Annotated in this window: 18 protein-coding genes and 1 pseudogene; 9 read left to right on the top strand and 10 right to left on the bottom strand. The window is 64.9% G+C overall.

Annotation, left to right across the window (positions count from 1 at the left end; translation table 11 throughout):
* Window positions 1–492: SH3 domain-containing protein (locus C1D09_RS24275; protein WP_246135857.1), on the bottom strand; the 492-nt coding region annotated here is incomplete at its 3' end.
* A gap of 238 nt (window positions 493–730) precedes the next feature.
* Window positions 731–1,489, bottom strand: coding sequence for a metallophosphoesterase family protein (locus C1D09_RS24270; protein ID WP_143976639.1), 759 nt, complete (start codon window positions 1,487–1,489; stop codon window positions 731–733).
* Window positions 1,490–1,703: 214 nt separating this feature from the next.
* On the opposite strand from C1D09_RS24270, the gene C1D09_RS24265 reads away from it, so the two are divergent.
* Window positions 1,704–2,174: a nucleoside deaminase gene (locus C1D09_RS24265; RefSeq protein WP_143976638.1), complete on the top strand. Its 471-nt coding sequence runs from the start codon at window positions 1,704–1,706 to the stop codon at window positions 2,172–2,174.
* A 27-nt stretch (window positions 2,175–2,201) separates the two neighbouring features.
* Here C1D09_RS24265 and C1D09_RS24260 read toward each other — a convergent pair whose 3' ends face one another.
* Window positions 2,202–2,558 (bottom strand): ArsR/SmtB family transcription factor, encoded by a 357-nt coding sequence (locus tag C1D09_RS24260; protein ID WP_010910977.1) that lies wholly within the window; start codon window positions 2,556–2,558, stop codon window positions 2,202–2,204.
* A 204-nt stretch (window positions 2,559–2,762) separates the two neighbouring features.
* Here C1D09_RS24260 and C1D09_RS24255 point away from each other — a divergent pair, with 204 nt between their 5' ends.
* Window positions 2,763–3,941 carry an MFS transporter gene (locus C1D09_RS24255; RefSeq protein ID WP_143976637.1) on the top strand — a complete coding sequence of 393 codons (1,179 nt, stop codon included), beginning with the start codon at window positions 2,763–2,765 and terminating at the stop codon, window positions 3,939–3,941.
* Between the two features lie 103 nt (window positions 3,942–4,044).
* On the opposite strand, the gene C1D09_RS24250 is transcribed toward C1D09_RS24255, so the two are convergent.
* The gene (locus C1D09_RS24250) at window positions 4,045–4,521 is read right to left on the bottom strand and encodes a MarR family winged helix-turn-helix transcriptional regulator (protein WP_143976636.1); all 477 of its coding nucleotides are present in this window, start codon (window positions 4,519–4,521) and stop codon (window positions 4,045–4,047) included.
* A 209-nt stretch (window positions 4,522–4,730) separates the two neighbouring features.
* On the opposite strand from C1D09_RS24250, the gene C1D09_RS24245 reads away from it, so the two are divergent.
* A complete protein-coding gene (locus C1D09_RS24245; RefSeq protein ID WP_143976635.1) occupies window positions 4,731–5,525 on the top strand; it encodes an SDR family NAD(P)-dependent oxidoreductase in 795 nt (264 codons plus the stop codon).
* A gap of 203 nt (window positions 5,526–5,728) precedes the next feature.
* Here the strand turns inward: C1D09_RS24245 and C1D09_RS24240 are convergent, their stop codons facing one another.
* Window positions 5,729–6,328 (bottom strand): LysE family translocator, encoded by a 600-nt coding sequence (locus C1D09_RS24240; protein WP_143976634.1) that lies wholly within the window; start codon window positions 6,326–6,328, stop codon window positions 5,729–5,731.
* A gap of 183 nt (window positions 6,329–6,511) precedes the next feature.
* Here C1D09_RS24240 and C1D09_RS24235 point away from each other — a divergent pair.
* Window positions 6,512–6,709 (top strand): annotated as a pseudogene (locus C1D09_RS24235) (LysR family transcriptional regulator); the annotation flags it as partial.
* A gap of 53 nt (window positions 6,710–6,762) precedes the next feature.
* On the opposite strand, the gene C1D09_RS24230 reads toward C1D09_RS24235, so the two are convergent.
* From C1D09_RS24230 to C1D09_RS24220, 3 genes are all read right to left on the bottom strand, one after another.
* Window positions 6,763–7,413 (bottom strand): dihydrofolate reductase family protein, encoded by a 651-nt coding sequence (locus C1D09_RS24230; protein WP_143976633.1) that lies wholly within the window; start codon window positions 7,411–7,413, stop codon window positions 6,763–6,765.
* A gap of 117 nt (window positions 7,414–7,530) precedes the next feature.
* The gene (locus tag C1D09_RS24225) at window positions 7,531–8,373 is read right to left on the bottom strand and encodes a protein-L-isoaspartate O-methyltransferase family protein (protein WP_167514729.1); all 843 of its coding nucleotides are present in this window, start codon (window positions 8,371–8,373) and stop codon (window positions 7,531–7,533) included.
* Window positions 8,374–8,427: 54 nt separating this feature from the next.
* Window positions 8,428–9,792 carry an Nramp family divalent metal transporter gene (locus tag C1D09_RS24220; protein WP_143976631.1) on the bottom strand — a complete coding sequence of 455 codons (1,365 nt, stop codon included), beginning with the start codon at window positions 9,790–9,792 and terminating at the stop codon, window positions 8,428–8,430.
* A gap of 231 nt (window positions 9,793–10,023) precedes the next feature.
* Here C1D09_RS24220 and mntR point away from each other — a divergent pair, with 231 nt between their 5' ends.
* Together mntR and C1D09_RS24210 are read left to right on the top strand one after the other, a co-directional pair.
* Window positions 10,024–10,476, top strand: a complete 453-nt coding sequence (gene mntR, locus C1D09_RS24215) for a manganese-binding transcriptional regulator MntR (protein ID WP_027044183.1) — start codon at window positions 10,024–10,026, stop codon at window positions 10,474–10,476.
* A 92-nt stretch (window positions 10,477–10,568) separates the two neighbouring features.
* Entirely contained in the window at window positions 10,569–10,757 is a 189-nt protein-coding gene (locus C1D09_RS24210) for a hypothetical protein (RefSeq protein ID WP_143976630.1), read from the top strand.
* 50 nt (window positions 10,758–10,807) lie between these two features.
* On the opposite strand, the gene C1D09_RS24205 is transcribed toward C1D09_RS24210, so the two are convergent.
* On the bottom strand, window positions 10,808–12,805 hold the full coding sequence (locus tag C1D09_RS24205; protein WP_246135856.1) for a hypothetical protein: 1,998 nt from the start codon (window positions 12,803–12,805) through the stop codon (window positions 10,808–10,810).
* 263 nt (window positions 12,806–13,068) lie between these two features.
* On the opposite strand from C1D09_RS24205, the gene ypfJ reads away from it, so the two are divergent.
* Both ypfJ and C1D09_RS24195 read left to right on the top strand, forming a co-directional pair.
* Entirely contained in the window at window positions 13,069–13,989 is a 921-nt protein-coding gene (ypfJ, locus tag C1D09_RS24200) for a KPN_02809 family neutral zinc metallopeptidase (RefSeq protein ID WP_143976628.1), read from the top strand.
* Between the two features lie 219 nt (window positions 13,990–14,208).
* A complete protein-coding gene (locus C1D09_RS24195) occupies window positions 14,209–15,474 on the top strand; it encodes a TCR/Tet family MFS transporter (protein WP_143976627.1) in 1,266 nt (421 codons plus the stop codon).
* Between the two features lie 210 nt (window positions 15,475–15,684).
* Here C1D09_RS24195 and carA read toward each other — a convergent pair whose 3' ends face one another.
* The gene (gene carA / locus C1D09_RS24185) at window positions 15,685–16,890 is read right to left on the bottom strand and encodes a glutamine-hydrolyzing carbamoyl-phosphate synthase small subunit (protein WP_143976626.1); all 1,206 of its coding nucleotides are present in this window, start codon (window positions 16,888–16,890) and stop codon (window positions 15,685–15,687) included.
* Between the two features lie 275 nt (window positions 16,891–17,165).
* Between carA and C1D09_RS24180 the strand changes: the two genes are divergently transcribed.
* The coding region (locus C1D09_RS24180) for a GatB/YqeY domain-containing protein (RefSeq protein WP_143976625.1) at window positions 17,166–17,469 on the top strand (304 nt) is incomplete at its 3' end.

Here is a 17,469-nt window from a genome sequence, read left to right as displayed (position 1 = left end):
GGACTTGACCGGGGCTTCCGGCGTGACGGGATGGGCCGCGCCGCCGAGCCGCGCGGTCAGGTCGGGCTGTGCCGCCGGCGGCGCTGCCGCATCGGGCGCCGCGCCGGTATCGGCCGCCTGGTCGAGGGGCACGGTCGCCGGGTTGAAGGGGACGAGGTAGCGCGCCGGGGCCCAGCCGATGGCTTTGGGATTGTCAGACTGGACCTTGCACCAGGGGTGCCCGTCAATGTCGTCGCAGCCGAGGTTCCTGACGCTCGCGCCGGCGGCCAGGCGCGCTTCGGTCTTGCCGATCGCCGATGGCTTGGCGCGGATATTGAGCAGGTCGTCGGGCGCGAGACCGGTGACAACGGAGATGAAGGGCGTCTCTTCGGCACGGGCCGGGACAGCGGCGGACCACGCCGCCATCAGCGACGAAGCGGCCATCAGCGCGTACAGGGTTATTCGGAGCGTAACTGTGCGCCTCATCATTTGGCTGTCGGCGATCAATTGCATTACCAGAGGCACCGCCAGAACCCGAAAACGCTGCCGCACGCGATGCCGGTTTTATAAGCGACGCTGCGCCGCCGTGTCTACAAGCGAGATGTTTTACGCCTCGAGCGTGGCCGCGAAGGCGATTTGGGCAGGTCTGATGAGGCTACTGTCAGCCGGCATGAACGCAAGGCGTTCGCCCGGGGCATGAGCTTCGCCCAGCCCGGCATGAAGCAAGCTTCAGCCCGGCACGAAGCAGGCTTCAGCCCGGCATGAAGCCGGTCCTCAGCGCATGGGCCCACTCCGAGCGTCCGGCCTGTTCGGCCTGTCGTGCCGCCGCCTCGTGATCATAGTCGACGGCGATCGTCTCGAAACGGTCGGGCCGACCTTCGCCACCCAAGGTGACGATGCCGTAGCGCGCATGCGGCGAACCCTGTTCGGAAACATGCGCCGGCGGCGTGGAATCATCATAGGCAGGGCAGCCGATGCTGCCCGGATTGAAGATGACCGGACCGTCGGGGATGCGGACCAGTTCCAGGCGGTGGCTGTGGCCGCATAGCGCGATGCGGCAGGCCGGGTCGAGCGCCTTCAGCCGCCGCCTGATCGCCGCCAGCGGCGCGCGTACCAATTGGCCATCGACGATTGCGTCGAGCAGGTATTTCTCGTCATGGTCGGGGCGGGCATGGAAGGCGACGATGCCCGGCGCGATCTCCAGCGTCAGCGGCTGCGCGCACAGCACCCGGCGCTGCGCCTCGTTCAGCCGCTCTTGTGCGTAGACATCGGACGCCCACATGGTCTCATCGGCCGGATCGACCGCGACGCGGCGGTCATGGTTGCCGCGCACCGTCGGCAGGTTCAGTGCTTCCAGGCGCTCGAACGTCTCGCGCGGCCAGAGTGGTCCCGAAACGCTGTCGCCGAGATTGACGGTGAGTTCAGCGCCGCCGCGACGCGCCAGATCCTCCAACACCGCGTCAAGCGCCAGGACGTTGCCATGGATATCGGCGAGGACGGCTATGCGCATGCGGCGGGCTCCCTTGGCGCGGCCCATCGGGACGCCGGCCCATCTTCGTTATCAAGCCACTGCCCTCCTGATCAAGTCCCCACCTTCGGGCCAGCCGGAACCACCGCGCAGCCCGCCCAGGGCCATCGCGAGGCAGCATTCGATCTGCTATCATCCACGCCGTCCCAGGTTCACATGGGATATCCGCTGAGACAGGTTCGGAAGGCACCAAACGATGACCCGCGACCAGATGTTCGCCCACCTCCGCGCCGCCAATGACGTCGCGCGCGACGCCGCCGCGCATGGGCACCACCCTTTCGGCTGCGTGCTCGTCGGCCCCGATGATCGCATCCTGATGCGACAAGGCAACATCAACACCGTGCGCCACGCCGAAACCGAAGTCAGCCGGCGTGCCGCGGACGCCTATCCACCGGAATTCCTGTGGTCCTGCACGCTGGTCTCGACGGGCGAGCCCTGCGCGATGTGCGCAGGAACACTCTATTGGGCAAATATCGGCCGGCTGGTCTACGGCTTCGAGGAGACCAAGCTTCTCGCCCTGACCGGCAATCACGCGGAGAATCCGACGATGAGCCTCTCCTCGCGCACGGTCCTCGGCTCCGGGCAGAAGCCGGTCGAGGTCCACGGCCCTATCCCCGAGATGGAGGAGGAACTTCTCGCCCCTCATATCGGTTTTTGGCAGCGCTAGGGCGACGGCACCTTACCTCGGAACCTGCTAGGCCGGCATCTCAATATCGTGGCCACCGACCGCCGGCAGTGCGGGGTCGTCGACGGCCGCGGCGATGACGCTGTCGAGCAGGCCGGGGAAACGGGCATCGAGGTCGGCGCGGCGAAGCGTGATCATGCGGTTGGTGCCGACCACTTCGGCGCGGGTGACGCCGGCCTCACGCAACTTGGCAAGGTGGTAGCTGAGATTGGTCTTGGAGCCGAGATCGAGGAACTGGCTGCAGTTCAGCGCCACGCCTTCCTTGCTGGCAAGGTAGCGCACGATGGCGAGCCGCGTCGGATCGCCGAGCACGCCAAGCACGATCGGCAGGCTGATCTGGTCGGTATTTGGATGAGGTAGCGTCATGGCTGGAACCTAGGCGCAGTTCGGACCGATTTCAACGCATCCGTCCTCGCCGGCCCGTACACCGTTTCCCCATTTCCATCCGTACCGAACGACGGTGCTGACACAGTGCTGTCAGGATGGTTCAGCTATTCTGCCCTGGCTTCATTGACATCATGCCCCGTTATGTCCAATTGTTCAATAACTTTTGAACTAAGGATGCCTGCCATGGACAAACGGCTCTTCTGGCTTGCGCTCGGATCATTCACGATCTCGACCGAGGGTTTCGTCATCTCCAGCCTTCTGCCCGACATCGCCAGGGATGCCGGCATTTCCATTCCACTCGCCGGCACGCTGATCACCGCCTTCGCGCTCGCCTACGCCATCGGCACGCCGATCCTGGCGACGCTGACCGGCGAATGGGACCGGCGCCGCGTCATCCTGTGGACGCTGGTGTTTTTCGTCATCGGCAACATTGCCGCCGCCCTGAGTTCCTCTTTCGAGGTGCTGTTGATCGCGCGCATCATCATGGCGCTCTCGTCGGGCCTGTTCGCCGCGACCGCGCAGGGAACGGCGGTTGCACTGGTCGACGACCATCACCGGGCACGCGCCATCGCCGTGGTCGTCGGCGGCACAACGGTGGCTGTCGCCGTCGGAGCGCCGCTCGGCGCGCTGGTCGCGACAATCGCCGGCTGGCGCGGCACCTTCTATGCCATTGCCGGGCTTGGCGCGCTTGCCGGCGCCATCCTGTGGTACAGGCTGCCGCGCGGCATCGTCGGCACCAGGCTGCCGCTGAAGCGCAGGCTGGCGGCGGCCATGCGGCCCGGCGTGATGCCGATCCTGGTGACGACGTTGCTGGCGCTGACCGGCGCCTTCACCGTCTTTGCCTATGTCGCGCCGCTTGCCATCGCGGGCGCCGGACTCAGCCAGATCGCGCTGCCGGGCATGCTGCTCGCCTTCGGCGTCGGCGCCGTCATAGGCAACATTGCCGGCGGCCAGGCGGCAGACCGGTTCGGCGCCACCCGCACCGTCGGCTGGTCGCTGACGCTGAGTGCCGCCATGCTGGTGATGCTGTCGGTGGTGCCGGCCTTCCTGCCGCAGCACATCGCCGGGCCGGCGCTGATGGCGATGATGGTGCCGTGGGGCATCGTCGGCTGGGCGTTCCCGCCGGCGCAGGCCAGCCGCATCATCAAGCTGGCGCCCGATGCCGCCCCGATCGTGCTGTCGCTCAACGGCTCGGCGCTCTATCTTGGCGTGGCACTGGGCGCGGTGGTGGGCGGTGGCGTGCTGCGCTACGGCGCGCCGGCCGATCTCGGCCTGGTCGCGGCCGCCTTCCCAGTGATCGGACTGGGCATCGTGCTGGCCGGTCGCCGTGCGGTACGGCCGGTCGCGATGCCGGCCGAATAGCCGCTTCGAAAGTCGTCGGTTACCTTGGAGCGATTCACCGTTTCACGGAACGGCGAAGCGCTCTAACTCTTTGTCTTGACGCAATTCCGGACGGGAAACCGGCTCACGCTTTTGCTGGAATTGCTGGGGTTGCCGTTGGCAGATCGAAATCAAGCGCGCTGATGTCATCCAGCATCGCGCGCAGGCGTTCAGCCTTTTCCTTGCCCACCACATCCTCGAAGCGCTGCTGGGCGGTTTGCCACAGCTTCATCGCCTCATCGAGCTTGATGCGCCCCTGCTGGGTCAATCGCACCCGCTTGATGCGGCGGTCGTCGGGATCGGTGAAGGTCTCGACAAAACCATCGCGGACCAGCGGCTTCAGCGTGTGGCCGAGCGCCGAAAGGTCCATGACCAGGGCAGCGGCAATGGCGCCCATGGCCGGTTCGCCGCCGATGTGGATCTGGTAGAGCAGGCCTTGCTGCGTGGCCTTGAGGCCCGACGGCGCCTGCACGTCGTCGTAGAACTGGCCGAGCTTGCGTGTCGCGCGCCGCAGCATGGCGTAGTTGCAGGCTGTCAGCCCGGGCAGGGTGTCTTTCGGCATAGCGGTTCCTCGGCGCCGGTGAAAATTCGGTCCGGCCGCTGCCCGACAAATAATCCCGAACACACTCATTGACAAGATAGTGGCATATGCCTACTTCGTTGAAAGTGGTATATGCCACTAAATCAATCAGACTGCTTGCCGGCGAGCCCAGGCGAATGCCTGTGGCGCCGGCGGCCAGGTCGAAGCGAACAGAGAGAAGGAACAGGACAATGAGTGGACAGGCAAACAAGGGCACCGCGGTCGTCACCGGCGCGTCGTCTGGCATCGGCGCGGTCTATGCGGACCGGCTGGCCGGGCAGGGCTATGATCTCGTGCTGGTGGCGCGGCGCGCCGACCGGCTCGAGGAGCTGGCCGAAAAGCTGCGCTACGCCTACGATCGCAAGGTCAGCTTCATCGCAGCCGATCTATCCGACGACGACGATGTGCGCCGTGTCGAGCGGGTGATATCGGCCGACGACAGCGTGACGCTGCTGGTCAACAATGCTGGCCTCGGCGGCCAGCAGGTGGTCGCAACTGCCGACGCCGACGCGGCCGAGCGCATGATCAAGGTCAATGTCATTGCCTTGACCCGCCTGACCCGTGCGGTGCTGCCGGGTCTTCTGGTGCGCAACCGCGGCGCAATCGTCAACATTGCCTCGGTGCTTGCCTATGAGACGTCGTTCGGCGGCATCTACAGCGGCACCAAGGCCTATGTCGTCAACTTTACCGAGGCGCTGCACCGCGAGGTCGCGGGCACCGACGTAAAGGTGCAGGTGGTGCTGCCGGGCGCGACCCGGACCGATTTCTGGGAACTGGCCGGCAGCGATATCGGCCAGCTTCCGAAGGAGATCGTCATGTCCGCCGACGATATGGTCGATGCCGCGCTTGTCGGCCTGGCCAGGGGCGAAGCCGTCACCGTGCCGGCACTTGCCGATGCCGCCAAGCTGGACACGTTCCTCGGCGCCCGCCAGGCCTTCTACGGCAGCCTGCACGCCGACAAGCCGGCGGCGCGTTACGCGGCCTGAAGGCCAAGGGCTGGTTCGCCTTGCGAACCGGCCCGCCACCGCGCTCACTTCTTTCGCGAGCCTGCCCACCAGGGGGGGGGCAGGGGCGCCCGCCTTTGTAGACTTGGAAAGGCACGCTCCCCACCCCCCCCTTGTGGGGAGGTCGGACCGAAGGTCCGGGTGGGGTACTGGCGCTGACCCTGCGATTCAGCAAGGCCGGCGCCTCACGCTGACCGCCACATCGGAATGATCGACGCGGCCAGCACCAGAGCCAGCACGATGTTGAGCGCTCGCCACTGCCATTCGGTCTTGAGCAGCCGGGCCAGCACCATGCCGGCCATGCACCAGACGGACAGGGAGATGGCGGCGGTGAGGCCGAAGGTCGAGCCGAGCAGCAGGGCGAGTTGTCCGGGCCCGTCGGCCAATGCGGCGAATGAGGCGGCCGCGCCGAGCCCCATCGCCCAACCCTTGGGGTTCATCCACTGGATGCCGGCGCCGCCAAGAAAGCTGTTCGGTTTGGCCATGGCCACGTCGAGACTGGGTGGCCCGGCGCGGCCGATCCTGAGTGCCAGCCACAGGAGATAGAGCGAGCCGGCGATCTTCATGGCAAGCTGCAGCGACGGCACCGCAAGCAGCAGGCCCGCGAGGCCAGCCGCGGCGGCCCCCGTCACGGTAGCGAGGCCGGCGGCGCTGCCGATCATCAGCGGAACCGAACGGCGAAAGCCGAACTGCGCGCCCGAGGCGGTGGACAAGGTCGTGGCGATGCCGGGCGTCGCGGTGGCCACGAAGGCAAACAGGATGAGCGGCAGGATTGGCTGGAGCATGGGACATCCTTTGTCGGAGGCGCCATGGTAGGCTTGGCCTTGCATCAGTAAATGCAATGTTTGCGATGATCTGCATTAGAAGTTATAATGCAGGCATGATCCGCAATCTCGATACGGCGCTGATGCGCACCTTCGTCACCGTCGCCGACAGGGCCAGCATGACGGCGGCAGCCAATGCGCTGCTCCGACCTCGCCGTCACCACCTGGCTGGCCTCCACCGTGCCGGCCGATCTCGAGATCTTGCCGTTCGATGTCGGGCTCCCGTCGCTGCCGAACTTTGCCATCAATCTGCATCTGCCGCGGCACGGCGCCGGCGCGGCAGCGCAGGAGTTCGCGCGGCATATCAGGGATGGGCTGGCGCGGCGAGCGCAAGCGGCTTGAGACAAGACAGCTCGGTTCTTCCCCTCCGGAGGAAAGGTGCCGAGGCCGTCCCGCTACTTCCAGTTCTTGCGCCGCTCGAGTTCGGCGTCGGATGGTTCGCCCGAGACGAAGGAGCCGACCTCGATTTCGCCTGACCGTTCGTAGGTCGCGATGATGACGCCGGTGCTGGTCGTCTGCGACTTCACAAGCTTGAAGGCGGCCGGCATCGCGTCATCGCCGAACAGGCGCTTGCCTTTGCCCAGCAGCAGCGGGAAGATCATCAGCCGGATCTCGTCGATCAGCCCGTTGGCGAGCAAGGTCTGGATCAGGTCGGCCGATCCCTGGATAAGCAGGTCGGGCCCATCCTGCTGCGTGAGGCGACGCAGCGCCGCGACGATATCTTCCCCAAGCCATTGCGTGTTCTGCCAGGTGAGTGTGTCAGGCCGATGCGTCGCCGCATATTTGGTCGCCGGGTTGAAGGCATCGGCGATCGGATCCTTCTGGTACGGCCAATAAGCGGCGAAGATGTCGTAGGTTCTGCGGCCGAGCAGCAGGGCGAAGGGTTTGGAGAACAGTTCATCCATTGCCGCGCCGCCCACCTCGTCAAAGTAATGGAAGGTCCAGCCGCCGAATTTGAAGCCGCCGACCGGATCCTCTTCCGGCCCGCCGGGTGCCTGCATGACGCCGTCGAGGCTGACGAAGGTGGCGGCGATGATCTTTCTCATGGGTCTCTCCCTTGTTCCATCCACGCCGTCGCGGCCGGATTGTGGCCCAAGGACGGCTGGGCCGCACCCATCCCGACAGGGCATGGGAAATTCTGCTCAAATCCGCGCATCGATGCCTCAGTTGCCGGGTTTGGCGCGGACGTCTTTCGACGAGAACCAGAGGTCGCCGAAGATGGCCGTGGCGGTTCGGTCCGGCGCCTTATCGCTTGTCAGCCAGATCGAGCGGCTGCGCATGGCTTGCTCGCGTGTCGGGATCTTTGCCGCAAGATCCGCGACCGAGGCACCGAAGCACGGGATGAACCAGGAGCGCATGAAGGGATCACAGGCAAAGCCCCCTGCGGTGCGGATCACCATTACCGCCAGCGGGACGCGTTGGGACGGGCGCCAGGGGAAGATCATGCGGCCGCCGGGGCGCAACGCCTTCAGCCATGCGACCGGCGGGGCGACGACACCGGCGTTGACATAGATGATGTCGGATGGCGGCAAGGGCCTGGTCACCGCGTCGCCCCGCACGACAGTCGCATTGCGATAGGGCTCGAGATTTCCGCGCGCTTGCTCGGCGAGGTTCTTGTCGAGCTCGAAGGCGGTGACGGTGCCGCCAGGTGAAACCAGCCTGGCCAGCACGGCGGAGTAGTATCCGGTGCCTGCGCCGATATGGGTGACGGTCTCGCCGGGTTTCGGCGTCAGCTTTCCGATCCACATGGCATGCAGGAACGGCTCACCATTGTTGATGCCCTTGTCGGCATCGAGCGCCACCAGCACGTTCTGGTAGATATGCGCCGGGTCGGCGCTCGGCGTCGTGACCTTACCGCTGCCGGCGACGATCGTCCACGGTCCCGGGCCAAGGAAGGCTTCGCGCGGAACCTCGGCGAACACCTCTTCCAGGCGTGGATCCGATGAGGCGGCATTGGCCGCCATCAGCCGGGCGTAGAATTTCCTGATGTCCTCAATTTTGCTCATGGCATCGGGAAAGATAGCGCGGTTTGGCGGTTTGTCGCGCCGCCTGGCGTAATTCTAACCGACCCCGAACAGCGTATCGTAAAGCAGCTTGAAGTTGAGCGCGAGGATGATCGCCGCGACCACCCAGGCGAGTGCCGCCACGCCGCGTGGGATGGCGAGGTTGCCCATCTTCTTCTCGTTGGAGACGAACTGCACCAGCGGCACCACCGCGAAGGGCAGTTGCATCGACAGGATCACCTGGCTGAACACCAGCAGCTGGCCGGTGCCCTTCTCACCATAGAGCGCGGTGACGACCACCACGGGGACGATGGCGAGGCCGCGCGTCAGCAGCCGGCGCGCCCAGTTGGGGATGCGCAGGCGCAGGAACCCTTCCATGACGATCTGGCCGGCAAGCGTCGCCGTCACCGTCGAATTCAGGCCGGAGGCGAGCAGCGCCACGGCGAACAGGATCGAGGCGATGCTGAGGCCGAGCAGCGGCGACAGAAGCTCGAAAGCCTGGTCGATCTCGGCCACGTCCTGGTGGCCGGTGTTGTGGAAGGCGACGGCCGAGACGATCAGGATGGCGGCGTTGACGAATAGAGCCAGCATCAGCGCGATGGTGGAGTCCGTCGTCGCCCATTTGATGGCGTCGCGCTTGCCCTTATCGGTGCGCTCATAGGCACGGGTCTGCACGATCGAGGAGTGCAGATAGAGATTGTGCGGCATGACCGTGGCGCCGATGATGCCGATGGCGATATAGAGCATCGCCGGATTGGTGACGATCTCCGATGACGGCACGAACATCGAATGCAGGATCGTGCCGGCCGGCGGCGCGGCAACGAAAATCTGGATGGCAAAGCAGCTGAAGATGATGATCAGAAGCGCGACGACAAAGGCTTCGAGATAGCGGAACCCCTTGTTCATCAACAGCAGCACGAGGAAGGCGTCGAGCGCGGTGAGGATGGCGCCGCCGATCAGCGGAATGCCGAACAGAAGGTTCAGGGCGATCGCCGTGCCGATCACTTCGGCGAGGTCGCAGGCGATGATGGCGAGTTCGCAGGCGATCCACAGCATGAAATTGACCGGGCGGGGATAATAGGCGCGGCAGGCCTGGGCGAGATCGCGGCCGGTGGCGATGCCGAGCCGGGCGGCCAGCGCCTGCAACAGGATCGCCATCAGGTTGGACAGCATGATGATGAACAGAAGCGTGTAGCCGAACTGGGCGCCACCGGCGAGATCGGTCGCCCAGTTGCCGGGGTCCATATAGCCGACCGAAACCATGTAGCCCGGTCCCATGAAGGCGAACAGCCGGCGGAACCAGACGCCCGAACTCGGCACGGCGATGGTGGAATTGACTTCGCGCAGGCTGGGCTGATCGTCCTCGTCCCGTCCGGCGAACCGCCATGAGGATCGAGGGGATGTTGCTTCTGCGTCTGACATGAAAAGGCTTTCCGAGACTTCCGGGGAATACCAATAAGCTATGCCAGGGCTCAACATTATGCAATAGGCTATATTTCATTGTTTGTGCTTTTTGCCGCGCGCTGCCCGGGGTTGCGAAACCGCGATCGGAAACGTTGGTTGCGCCTGTGTGGGAATGCAAATAAACGGCCTGAAGAATCAGAGCCCGTGCTATAAAGCAGGAACGGCTAAACTCCCGAGGAGGAGCGCGCATTGGCGCTGAAGAACAGACCCGTCCCACGTGAGCCATTGCCCGACGCCGATGTCCATTCGGAAGGGTTCCGGCAGCAGCGCCAAGCGCGCCGTAGCGCGCTGGTCGAGGATTATGTCGAATTGATCGCCGACCTGATCGAGGACGGCAACGAGGCGCGCCAGGTCGACATCGCCGCTCGTCTCGGTGTCGCCCAGCCGACGGTGGCCAAGATGCTGACGCGCCTTTGTGCCGACGGGCTGGTGTCGAGAAAACCCTATCGCGGCGTGTTCCTGACCGAGGCCGGCCGCAAGGTCGCGGAGGAAAGCCGCATACGCCACCAGACAGTGGAAGCCTTTCTCCGCTCGCTCGGCGTCAGCGCCGAGACCGCGCGCATCGATGCCGAGGGCATCGAGCACCATGTCAGCGCCGAGACGCTGGAAGCTTTCCGTAAGGCGATGACGGCGCCGCGCTAATAGCTCAACCGTTCTCCGAGCGGGAGCGGAACCGCAGCCCTTTACGCACGTTGCTCCTGACACAGCGCGATATCGCGCCAAGGGAGGATGCAATGGGCGTCGAACAGGCACCGACAGCGAAGGGCAAGCAGGCCGCCGAGGGGTTGAAGCAGGCGGCGGCGAAGGACGAGCGCAAGACCGAAGCCGAGACCGGCCATCCCTTGAAGAAGGGTGCGGCGCGTTTCGAGGAGCGGTCGAAAAGCTCGGACGGCAAGAGCGCCGGCGCCAAGCAGAAAAGCTGAGGCCGCGCCGACGTCGGCCCGGAAGCTGTCTGTTCAGCTGCCGACTTCTCTCACTCCCGGACATCCTGCACCCAGCTCCTTGGGTGGCCGTCGACGCGGAACTGGAAGATGAAATAGGGCGGGATGCAGGTGCCTTCGCCAGGCTTGGCCTGGGGCAGGTCGTCATAGCCGGCGGTGCAGATATAGTCCTCGCGGCAGGGATGCGCCTTGTCGCAGGCGCGCAGGCCGGCGGTCTTGGTGAACTCCCTGGTGCAGAATTTGTGGTCCTTGCCGGACGCGATGCAGTCGTTGAAGCCGGTCTTGGCCAGTCGGCCGCAGGTCGCCTCGTCGGGAAGCCTGTCGCAGCTCGCCTTGCGCAGCATGCCGCCCGGAAAGCCGCCGGTCTTCTGATCAGGATTGTCGTAGCGCTGGCGCGCCGCACCATAGCCGGCGAGTTTGACCAGTGGTTTCTTGTCCCGAGCGGGGTCGATGGCGCAGGCCTTGGCGGTGGCCGGCGACAGGCGGCAATACTGGTCGTTGCCCCATGTCGACATCTTGATCTCGCCAAACTCGACGGGATCGCCGACGGCGGTGCCCTTCTCGCTGACGCAGGTGCCGAAGCCCGGATGGATGGCGCTTTCGTGAACGCCGGCGCAGCGCAGGCCCGCGCCGCATGTCCAGTCCTTGAAGCTTGGGTCGTCACCTCCATAGCAGATCGACCCCCAGCCATTGTAGAGATCGGTGCCCTTCAGCGCCTCGGCGTATTTCTGATCCGGCCGGGCGGCGAAACCTCTGGTGAAATCCGGGTGGCCGCCGGCGGCGAACTGCTCGACGATGGCGCGGCGGCGCGGCAGGTCGGCGAAGAACACCGCCGAGCCGGGCACGAAGACGGCGTTGCGGCGTGGTTCGCTGGCCGGATCGGCACCGGTGTAGTGGAAGCCGGCAATGCCGTGCGTCTGATGGCAGCCCGTGCAGCTCATTTCGTTCAGCCGCAAATTGAAGCCGGCCACCGATTTGATGGTGGCGAGCGTGTTGCCGCGGGCGACATAGTCCCTCAGCGCCTTGTCGATGTCGGTATCGTCGACCAGCCTATAGGCGATGTTGTTCTGCGAGCGGCTCAAGCCTCCAGGCGCGACGGAAACGGCGCTTTTGGCGAGGAACTTTTCGTCGATGACCAGCCGGCCATGGTCGAGATCGTAGATGTTGCGGTCGGTGAGCAGCCATTTGGCGAAGGACGGCTTGTCGGCCAGCACCGTCGCCCGGTCGATCTGGTTCTCCATCTTCGCTTCATGGAAGCTCGAGGTCGCCGGATCCCATTTGAAGATTTTCAGGAGGTATTCGGCATGGCCGCCGAAATCGCGCCGCGTCGAGGCCGACAGGCGCAGCACCTGCATGTTGAGCTCGAGCCGCATGATCTGCGAGGAATTGAGCATGGCGCCGGACAGCGGGCCTTCGTCGGAACGCAGCCAGGCGGCCAACTGCTCGGGCGGCAGGTCTTTCTGGCCGGCGGCAAGCCAGCGCCGGGCGACGTCGGCGCAGGAGACGTCGGTTGCACTGGGCAGATCCTTCGAGGCGCGCGCCTGCGCCCGCCTTGGTTTGGCGTTGAAGACCAGGCTCATGGTCAGCGGCAGGCGCGAGGAGATGCGCTGCGCCACCTTGCCCTTGGCCGGCTTTTCGGCGACCGAATAGTGGAAGCGGTAGATCAGCCTGATCTCGCCGCATTCGGTGTGGCCGAGATAGCCGCGATCCATTCGGTTGACGACGCCGGTCAGATCCAGCGTCGAGCCGTCATCGTCGATGTATCTGGGATTGAATTTCTGGCTGGTGTCGCTCGATTTGGCCATGGCGGCGACATAGGGGTCGGGACTGGTCCTTGGCTCGTCCGATATCTCCTGCTTGACCGTGTCGCGCACCGTGGACAGCGCCGGCACGGAAAACAGGCCGTGATTGTCGACGTCGCGGGTGAGGCCGACCGCCGGGCCGAGCAGGCGGCTGATCGACAGGCCGCCGCGCTCCAGCGCCTGCAAGGTGTCCGGATCGGTGACGGCGACGGCGGAGTCGAGCGTCACCGCGTCGGCCTCCCGCAAGCCCAGGCAGCTCAGTGCCAAAACCAACAATATTTGACCGATCGTTCGCAATCGCCCCTCGCAGCCTCAGTCACGGCCGATGCTACAAGCCTTCCAAGGTTCCGGCCAGAGTGGTGAAGCGGTCATGCGGGCATCGCCTTGGCCATCGAAAAACACTGTGACTTGGCGCAACCATTGGGATAATTGTTTGTTGGGTTGAGCCGGCCTTGCCGGAGCAACGAGGAAGTTTGTCACGGGGAGTTGCCATGCTCTGGAGAGGCCGTCGTCAGAGTGACAATATCGAGGACGACCGCAGCGATGGCGGCGGCGGGATCGGCGGCGGTGGCGGCCAGTTCCGCATTCCCATCGGCGGCCGAACCGGTGGCGGCGGTAGCATTCTCCTCGTCATCCTGGTGGTGATCGCTGGATGGTACTTCGGCTTCGATCCCTCGGCGATCCTGGGCGGTGGCGATGGCGGCCTGTCGCCGGGTGGCGGTGGCCAGATCACTGATAGCAGCGGCGGCCAGGGCAATGGCACCGCACCCGCCAATGACGAGATGAAGCAGTTCGTCGCGACCGTGCTGGCCGAAACCGAGGACACCTGGACCGGCATCTTCAAGTCACAGGGCCTGACCTATGAGGATCCCAAGCTGGTGTTGTTTTCCGGCCAGGTCCGCTCGGCCTGCGGCTTTGCCTCGGCCGCGGCCGGACCGTTCTATTGTCCGGGCGACCACAAGGTCTATCTCGACATGACCTTCTTCCAGCAGCTCGACCAGCAATTCGGTGCGTCGGGCGAGTTCGCGCGGGCCTATGTCGTAGCGCATGAGGTCGGTCACCACGTGCAGAACCTCACCGGCATCATGTCCAAGTTCAACCAGATGCGGCAAGGCATGAGCGAGGCCGATGCCAACCAGCTGTCGGTGCGCATCGAACTGCAGGCCGACTGCTTCGCCGGCGTGTGGGCGCATTACACCGCGCAGAAGGGCATATTGGAGCAGGGCGACATCGAAAGCGCGCTGAATGCCGCCAAGCAGATCGGCGACGACACGCTGCAGAAGAAGATGCAGGGCTACGTCGTGCCGGAAAGCTTCAACCACGGTACGTCGCAGCAGCGGCAGACCTGGCTGGCGCGCGGCTACAAGAGCGGCAAGCTCTCGGATTGCAACACGTTGAGCGGCCCGATCTGACGAGGCCAACTGGAAATTCTGCCCCCGCGGCCATCACCGCAGAGCGAATTTCGAAACAGTCTGGGCTAGCGTCTCCTGACACTGGCCTGACGACGAGGTCGCCGTCAGGGAGAGTCAGGATCAACGATTCCTGGCTGTTCTCGCATTGTTCCTTTTTGCGCGCTCGCCTATAAGGTTCGTCCGCCTGCGCCCCGGGCGACCAGAGGAGCCTGACCCATCATGATCGACCCCAAAACCGCCAGGCGGGGCCTAGCGCTGGTTTTCACCACGCTGCTGCTGGATATTATCGGCTTCGGCATCATCATGCCGGTGCTGCCGGCCTATTTGCAGGAATTGTCCGGTGTCAGCATCAGCGGCGCGGCGATCGAGGGCGGCTGGCTGTTCTTCGTCTATGCGGCCATGCAGTTCTTCTTCGCGCCGATCATGGGCGGCCTGAGCGACCGGTTCGGGCGGCGGCCAATCCTTCTTGCCTCGGTGCTGACCTTCTCGATCGACAATCTGATCTGCGCGATCGCCTGGTCCTATCCGATGCTGTTCATCGGCCGTGTGCTGGCCGGCATTTCAGGCGCCAGCTATTCGACGACGTCGGCCTTCATCGCCGACATCTCGAACGACGAGAACCGGGCGAAGAATTTCGGCCTGCTCGGCATCGCCTTCGGCGTCGGCTTCGTCATCGGCCCAGTGTTGGGCGGGCTACTCGGCACGTTCGGGCCGCGCGTGCCGTTCTATTTCGCCGCCGGGCTCGCCTTCATCAACTTCCTGATCGCGATGGTCTTTCTTCCCGAAACCCTCGACGAGAAGCATCGGCGCCGGTTTGAGTGGAAACGCGCCAACCCGGTCGGCACGCTGCTGCAGATGCGCAGGTATGAGGGCATCGGCTGGATCGGGCTCGTCTTCTTCCTGATGACGCTTGGCCACATGATGTACCCGGCGGTCTGGTCGTTCGTCTCCAGCTACCGCTATGGCTGGAGCGAGCAGCAGATCGGTTTTTCGCTCGGCGCTTTCGGCCTGTGCGGCGCGATCGTCATGGGCACGGTGCTGCCGCGCGTCATCCCCAGGCTCGGCGAATGGAAGACGGCGGTCATCGGCCTGACGTTCACGGCGGTGAGCGCCTTCGGCTATGCCTTCGCTTCGCAGGGATGGATGATCTATGCGGTGATCGTCGTCGGCTGCCTGGAGGCGCTGGCCGACCCGCCGCTAAGGAGCCTCGCCGCCGCCAAGGTTCCCCCTTCGGCACAAGGCGAGTTGCAGGGCGCGATGACTTCGCTCTTCTCGATCACCTCGATCATCACGCCGCTCCTCTACACGGCGATCTTTTCCTGGTTCACCGGGCCAAGCGCGCCAGTGACCTTCGGCGGTGCGCCCTATCTGGTTGGTGCCTGTTTCCTGGTGCTGGCGCTCGTCGTCTTCATCACCAAGGTGGCGAGGCCGGCGACGGTCACAAACGCCACGACCGACGTCGCGGAAGACGCAGCGCAGGCATGAGCCATGGCAGCCGCATCGCGCGCTGACCAGGGGCGGAGTATCTGCGGCCTGGCGCCTGGCGCCTGCTCGACGGCGCCGCCCGCCCGGATGCCGATCAGGTCGCGCGGCTGATCGGCTACGCCGTCGACCCCTGCCTGACCAGTTTCGACCATGCCGATATCCATGGGAATTACGAGGTGGAGGCGAGTGAAGGCCGCCGGTAGCGTAAGGTCAGGCCCGCTCGGCCAGCAACTCTTCGCCGCGCTTCTCGCGGATCAGGTTCACGAAGCGGCGAAACAGGTAGTGCGAGTCCTGCGGGCCGGGCGAGGCTTCGGGGTGATGCTGGACCGAGAACACCGGACGGCCGGTCAGCGCGATGCCGCAGTTCGAGCCGTCGAACAGCGAGACATGGGTTTCCTCGACGCCCTCTGGCAGCGAGTCGGCGTCGACGGCAAAGCCGTGGTTCATCGAGACGATCTCGACCTTGCCGGTGGTGTGGTCCTTGACCGGATGGTTGGCGCCGTGATGGCCCTGGTGCATCTTGGCGGTCCTGCCGCCGAGCGCCAGCGCCAGCATCTGGTGGCCGAGGCAGATACCGAACAACGGAATGTCGGTCTTCAGCAGATCCTGGATGATCGGTACGGCATAGTCACCGGTGGCTTCCGGGTCGCCGGGGCCGTTGGACAGGAAGATGCCGTCCGGCTGCATGGCGAGGATTTCTTCCGAGCCGGTGCTGGCCGGAACGACCGTCACCTTGGCGCCGAGGCCGGCAAGCAGGCGCAATATGTTGCGCTTGACGCCGTAGTCGATGGCCACGACGTGCAGCGACGGCTCGGCCTGTTCGCCAAAGCCTTCGTTCCACACCCAAGGCGTCTCGCGCCAGACCGACGATTGGCCCGAGGTGACTTCCTTGGCGAGGTCGAGGCCAATCAGGCCAGACCAGGCGGCAGCGCGCCGCTTCAGATCGTCGAGGTCGAACACGCCGTCGGGCGCATGCGCGATGACGGCGTTGGGCATGCCTTTTTCGCGGATCAGCGCGGTGAGCGCGCGCGTGTCGATGCCCGAGAGCGCGACGATGCCGCGCTTCTTCAGCCACTGGTCGAGGTGGCCGGCGGCGCGGTAGTTGGACGGGTTGGTGACATCGGCCTTGAACACGGCGCCGACAGCGCCCGCGCGAGCTGCCGGGTTGAGGTCCTCGATGTCCTCGCCATTGGTGCCGATATTGCCGATATGCGGGAAGGTGAAAGTGACGATCTGGCCGGCATAGGACGGATCGGTGAGGATTTCCTGATAGCCGGTGAGCGCCGTGTTGAAGCAGACTTCGGCGACCGCGGAGCCGGTGGCGCCGAGGCCGCGCCCCTCGATGACGGTGCCGTCGGCCAGCACCAGAACGGCGGTCGGCTTTTCCGTGGCCCAGGCGGGCGTCGTCTCGGCCATGGCGGCACTCCTATCAGGCTGCGCGTTGCAAAGGCCCGGCGGCCATCCGCGCAGCAAACGGCGCGGAGCGGCGAATTCGCGGCCTCCACGCACTCAAGCTTCAGTTCATGCAAGGCCCAGTACATAGGGGAAGGGGGCAGGGCGGTCAATGATCATGCGAAATGCGGCTCCGATTTATTTCATCAAGCAATATCATAGGCTTGCCTTGCAATATCAGGGTTTGCGTTGGCTTGGCCGCGGCGCTATTGTCCGCGCCGATCGAAGGAGAAAGCATGATGCGCGCAAAAATCGCCGAATCCCTGAAGAGCGCGATGAAGGCGCAGGACAAGCACCGCCTGCCGACATTGCGGCTGATCCAGGCCGCCATTCATGATCGCGACATCGCCAATCGCGGTGGCGGCAAGGATCCGGCCAGCGATGAGGAAATCCTGCAGATCCTGGCCAAGATGGTGAAGCAGCGCGAGGAATCGGCGAAAGCCTTCGAGGAAGGCAAGCGCCCGGAACTGGCCGCGCAGGAGCGCGGTGAGATGGAGATCATCCGCGGCTTCCTGCCGACGCAACTCGACGATGCGGCGGTTA

It is taken from the genome of Mesorhizobium intechi (assembly GCF_002879535.1).
Taxonomy (GTDB): domain Bacteria; phylum Pseudomonadota; class Alphaproteobacteria; order Rhizobiales; family Rhizobiaceae; genus Mesorhizobium; species Mesorhizobium intechi.
The sequence above is the reverse complement of the archived record's forward strand: the minus strand, read 5'-3'. Positions and strand labels throughout refer to the sequence as shown.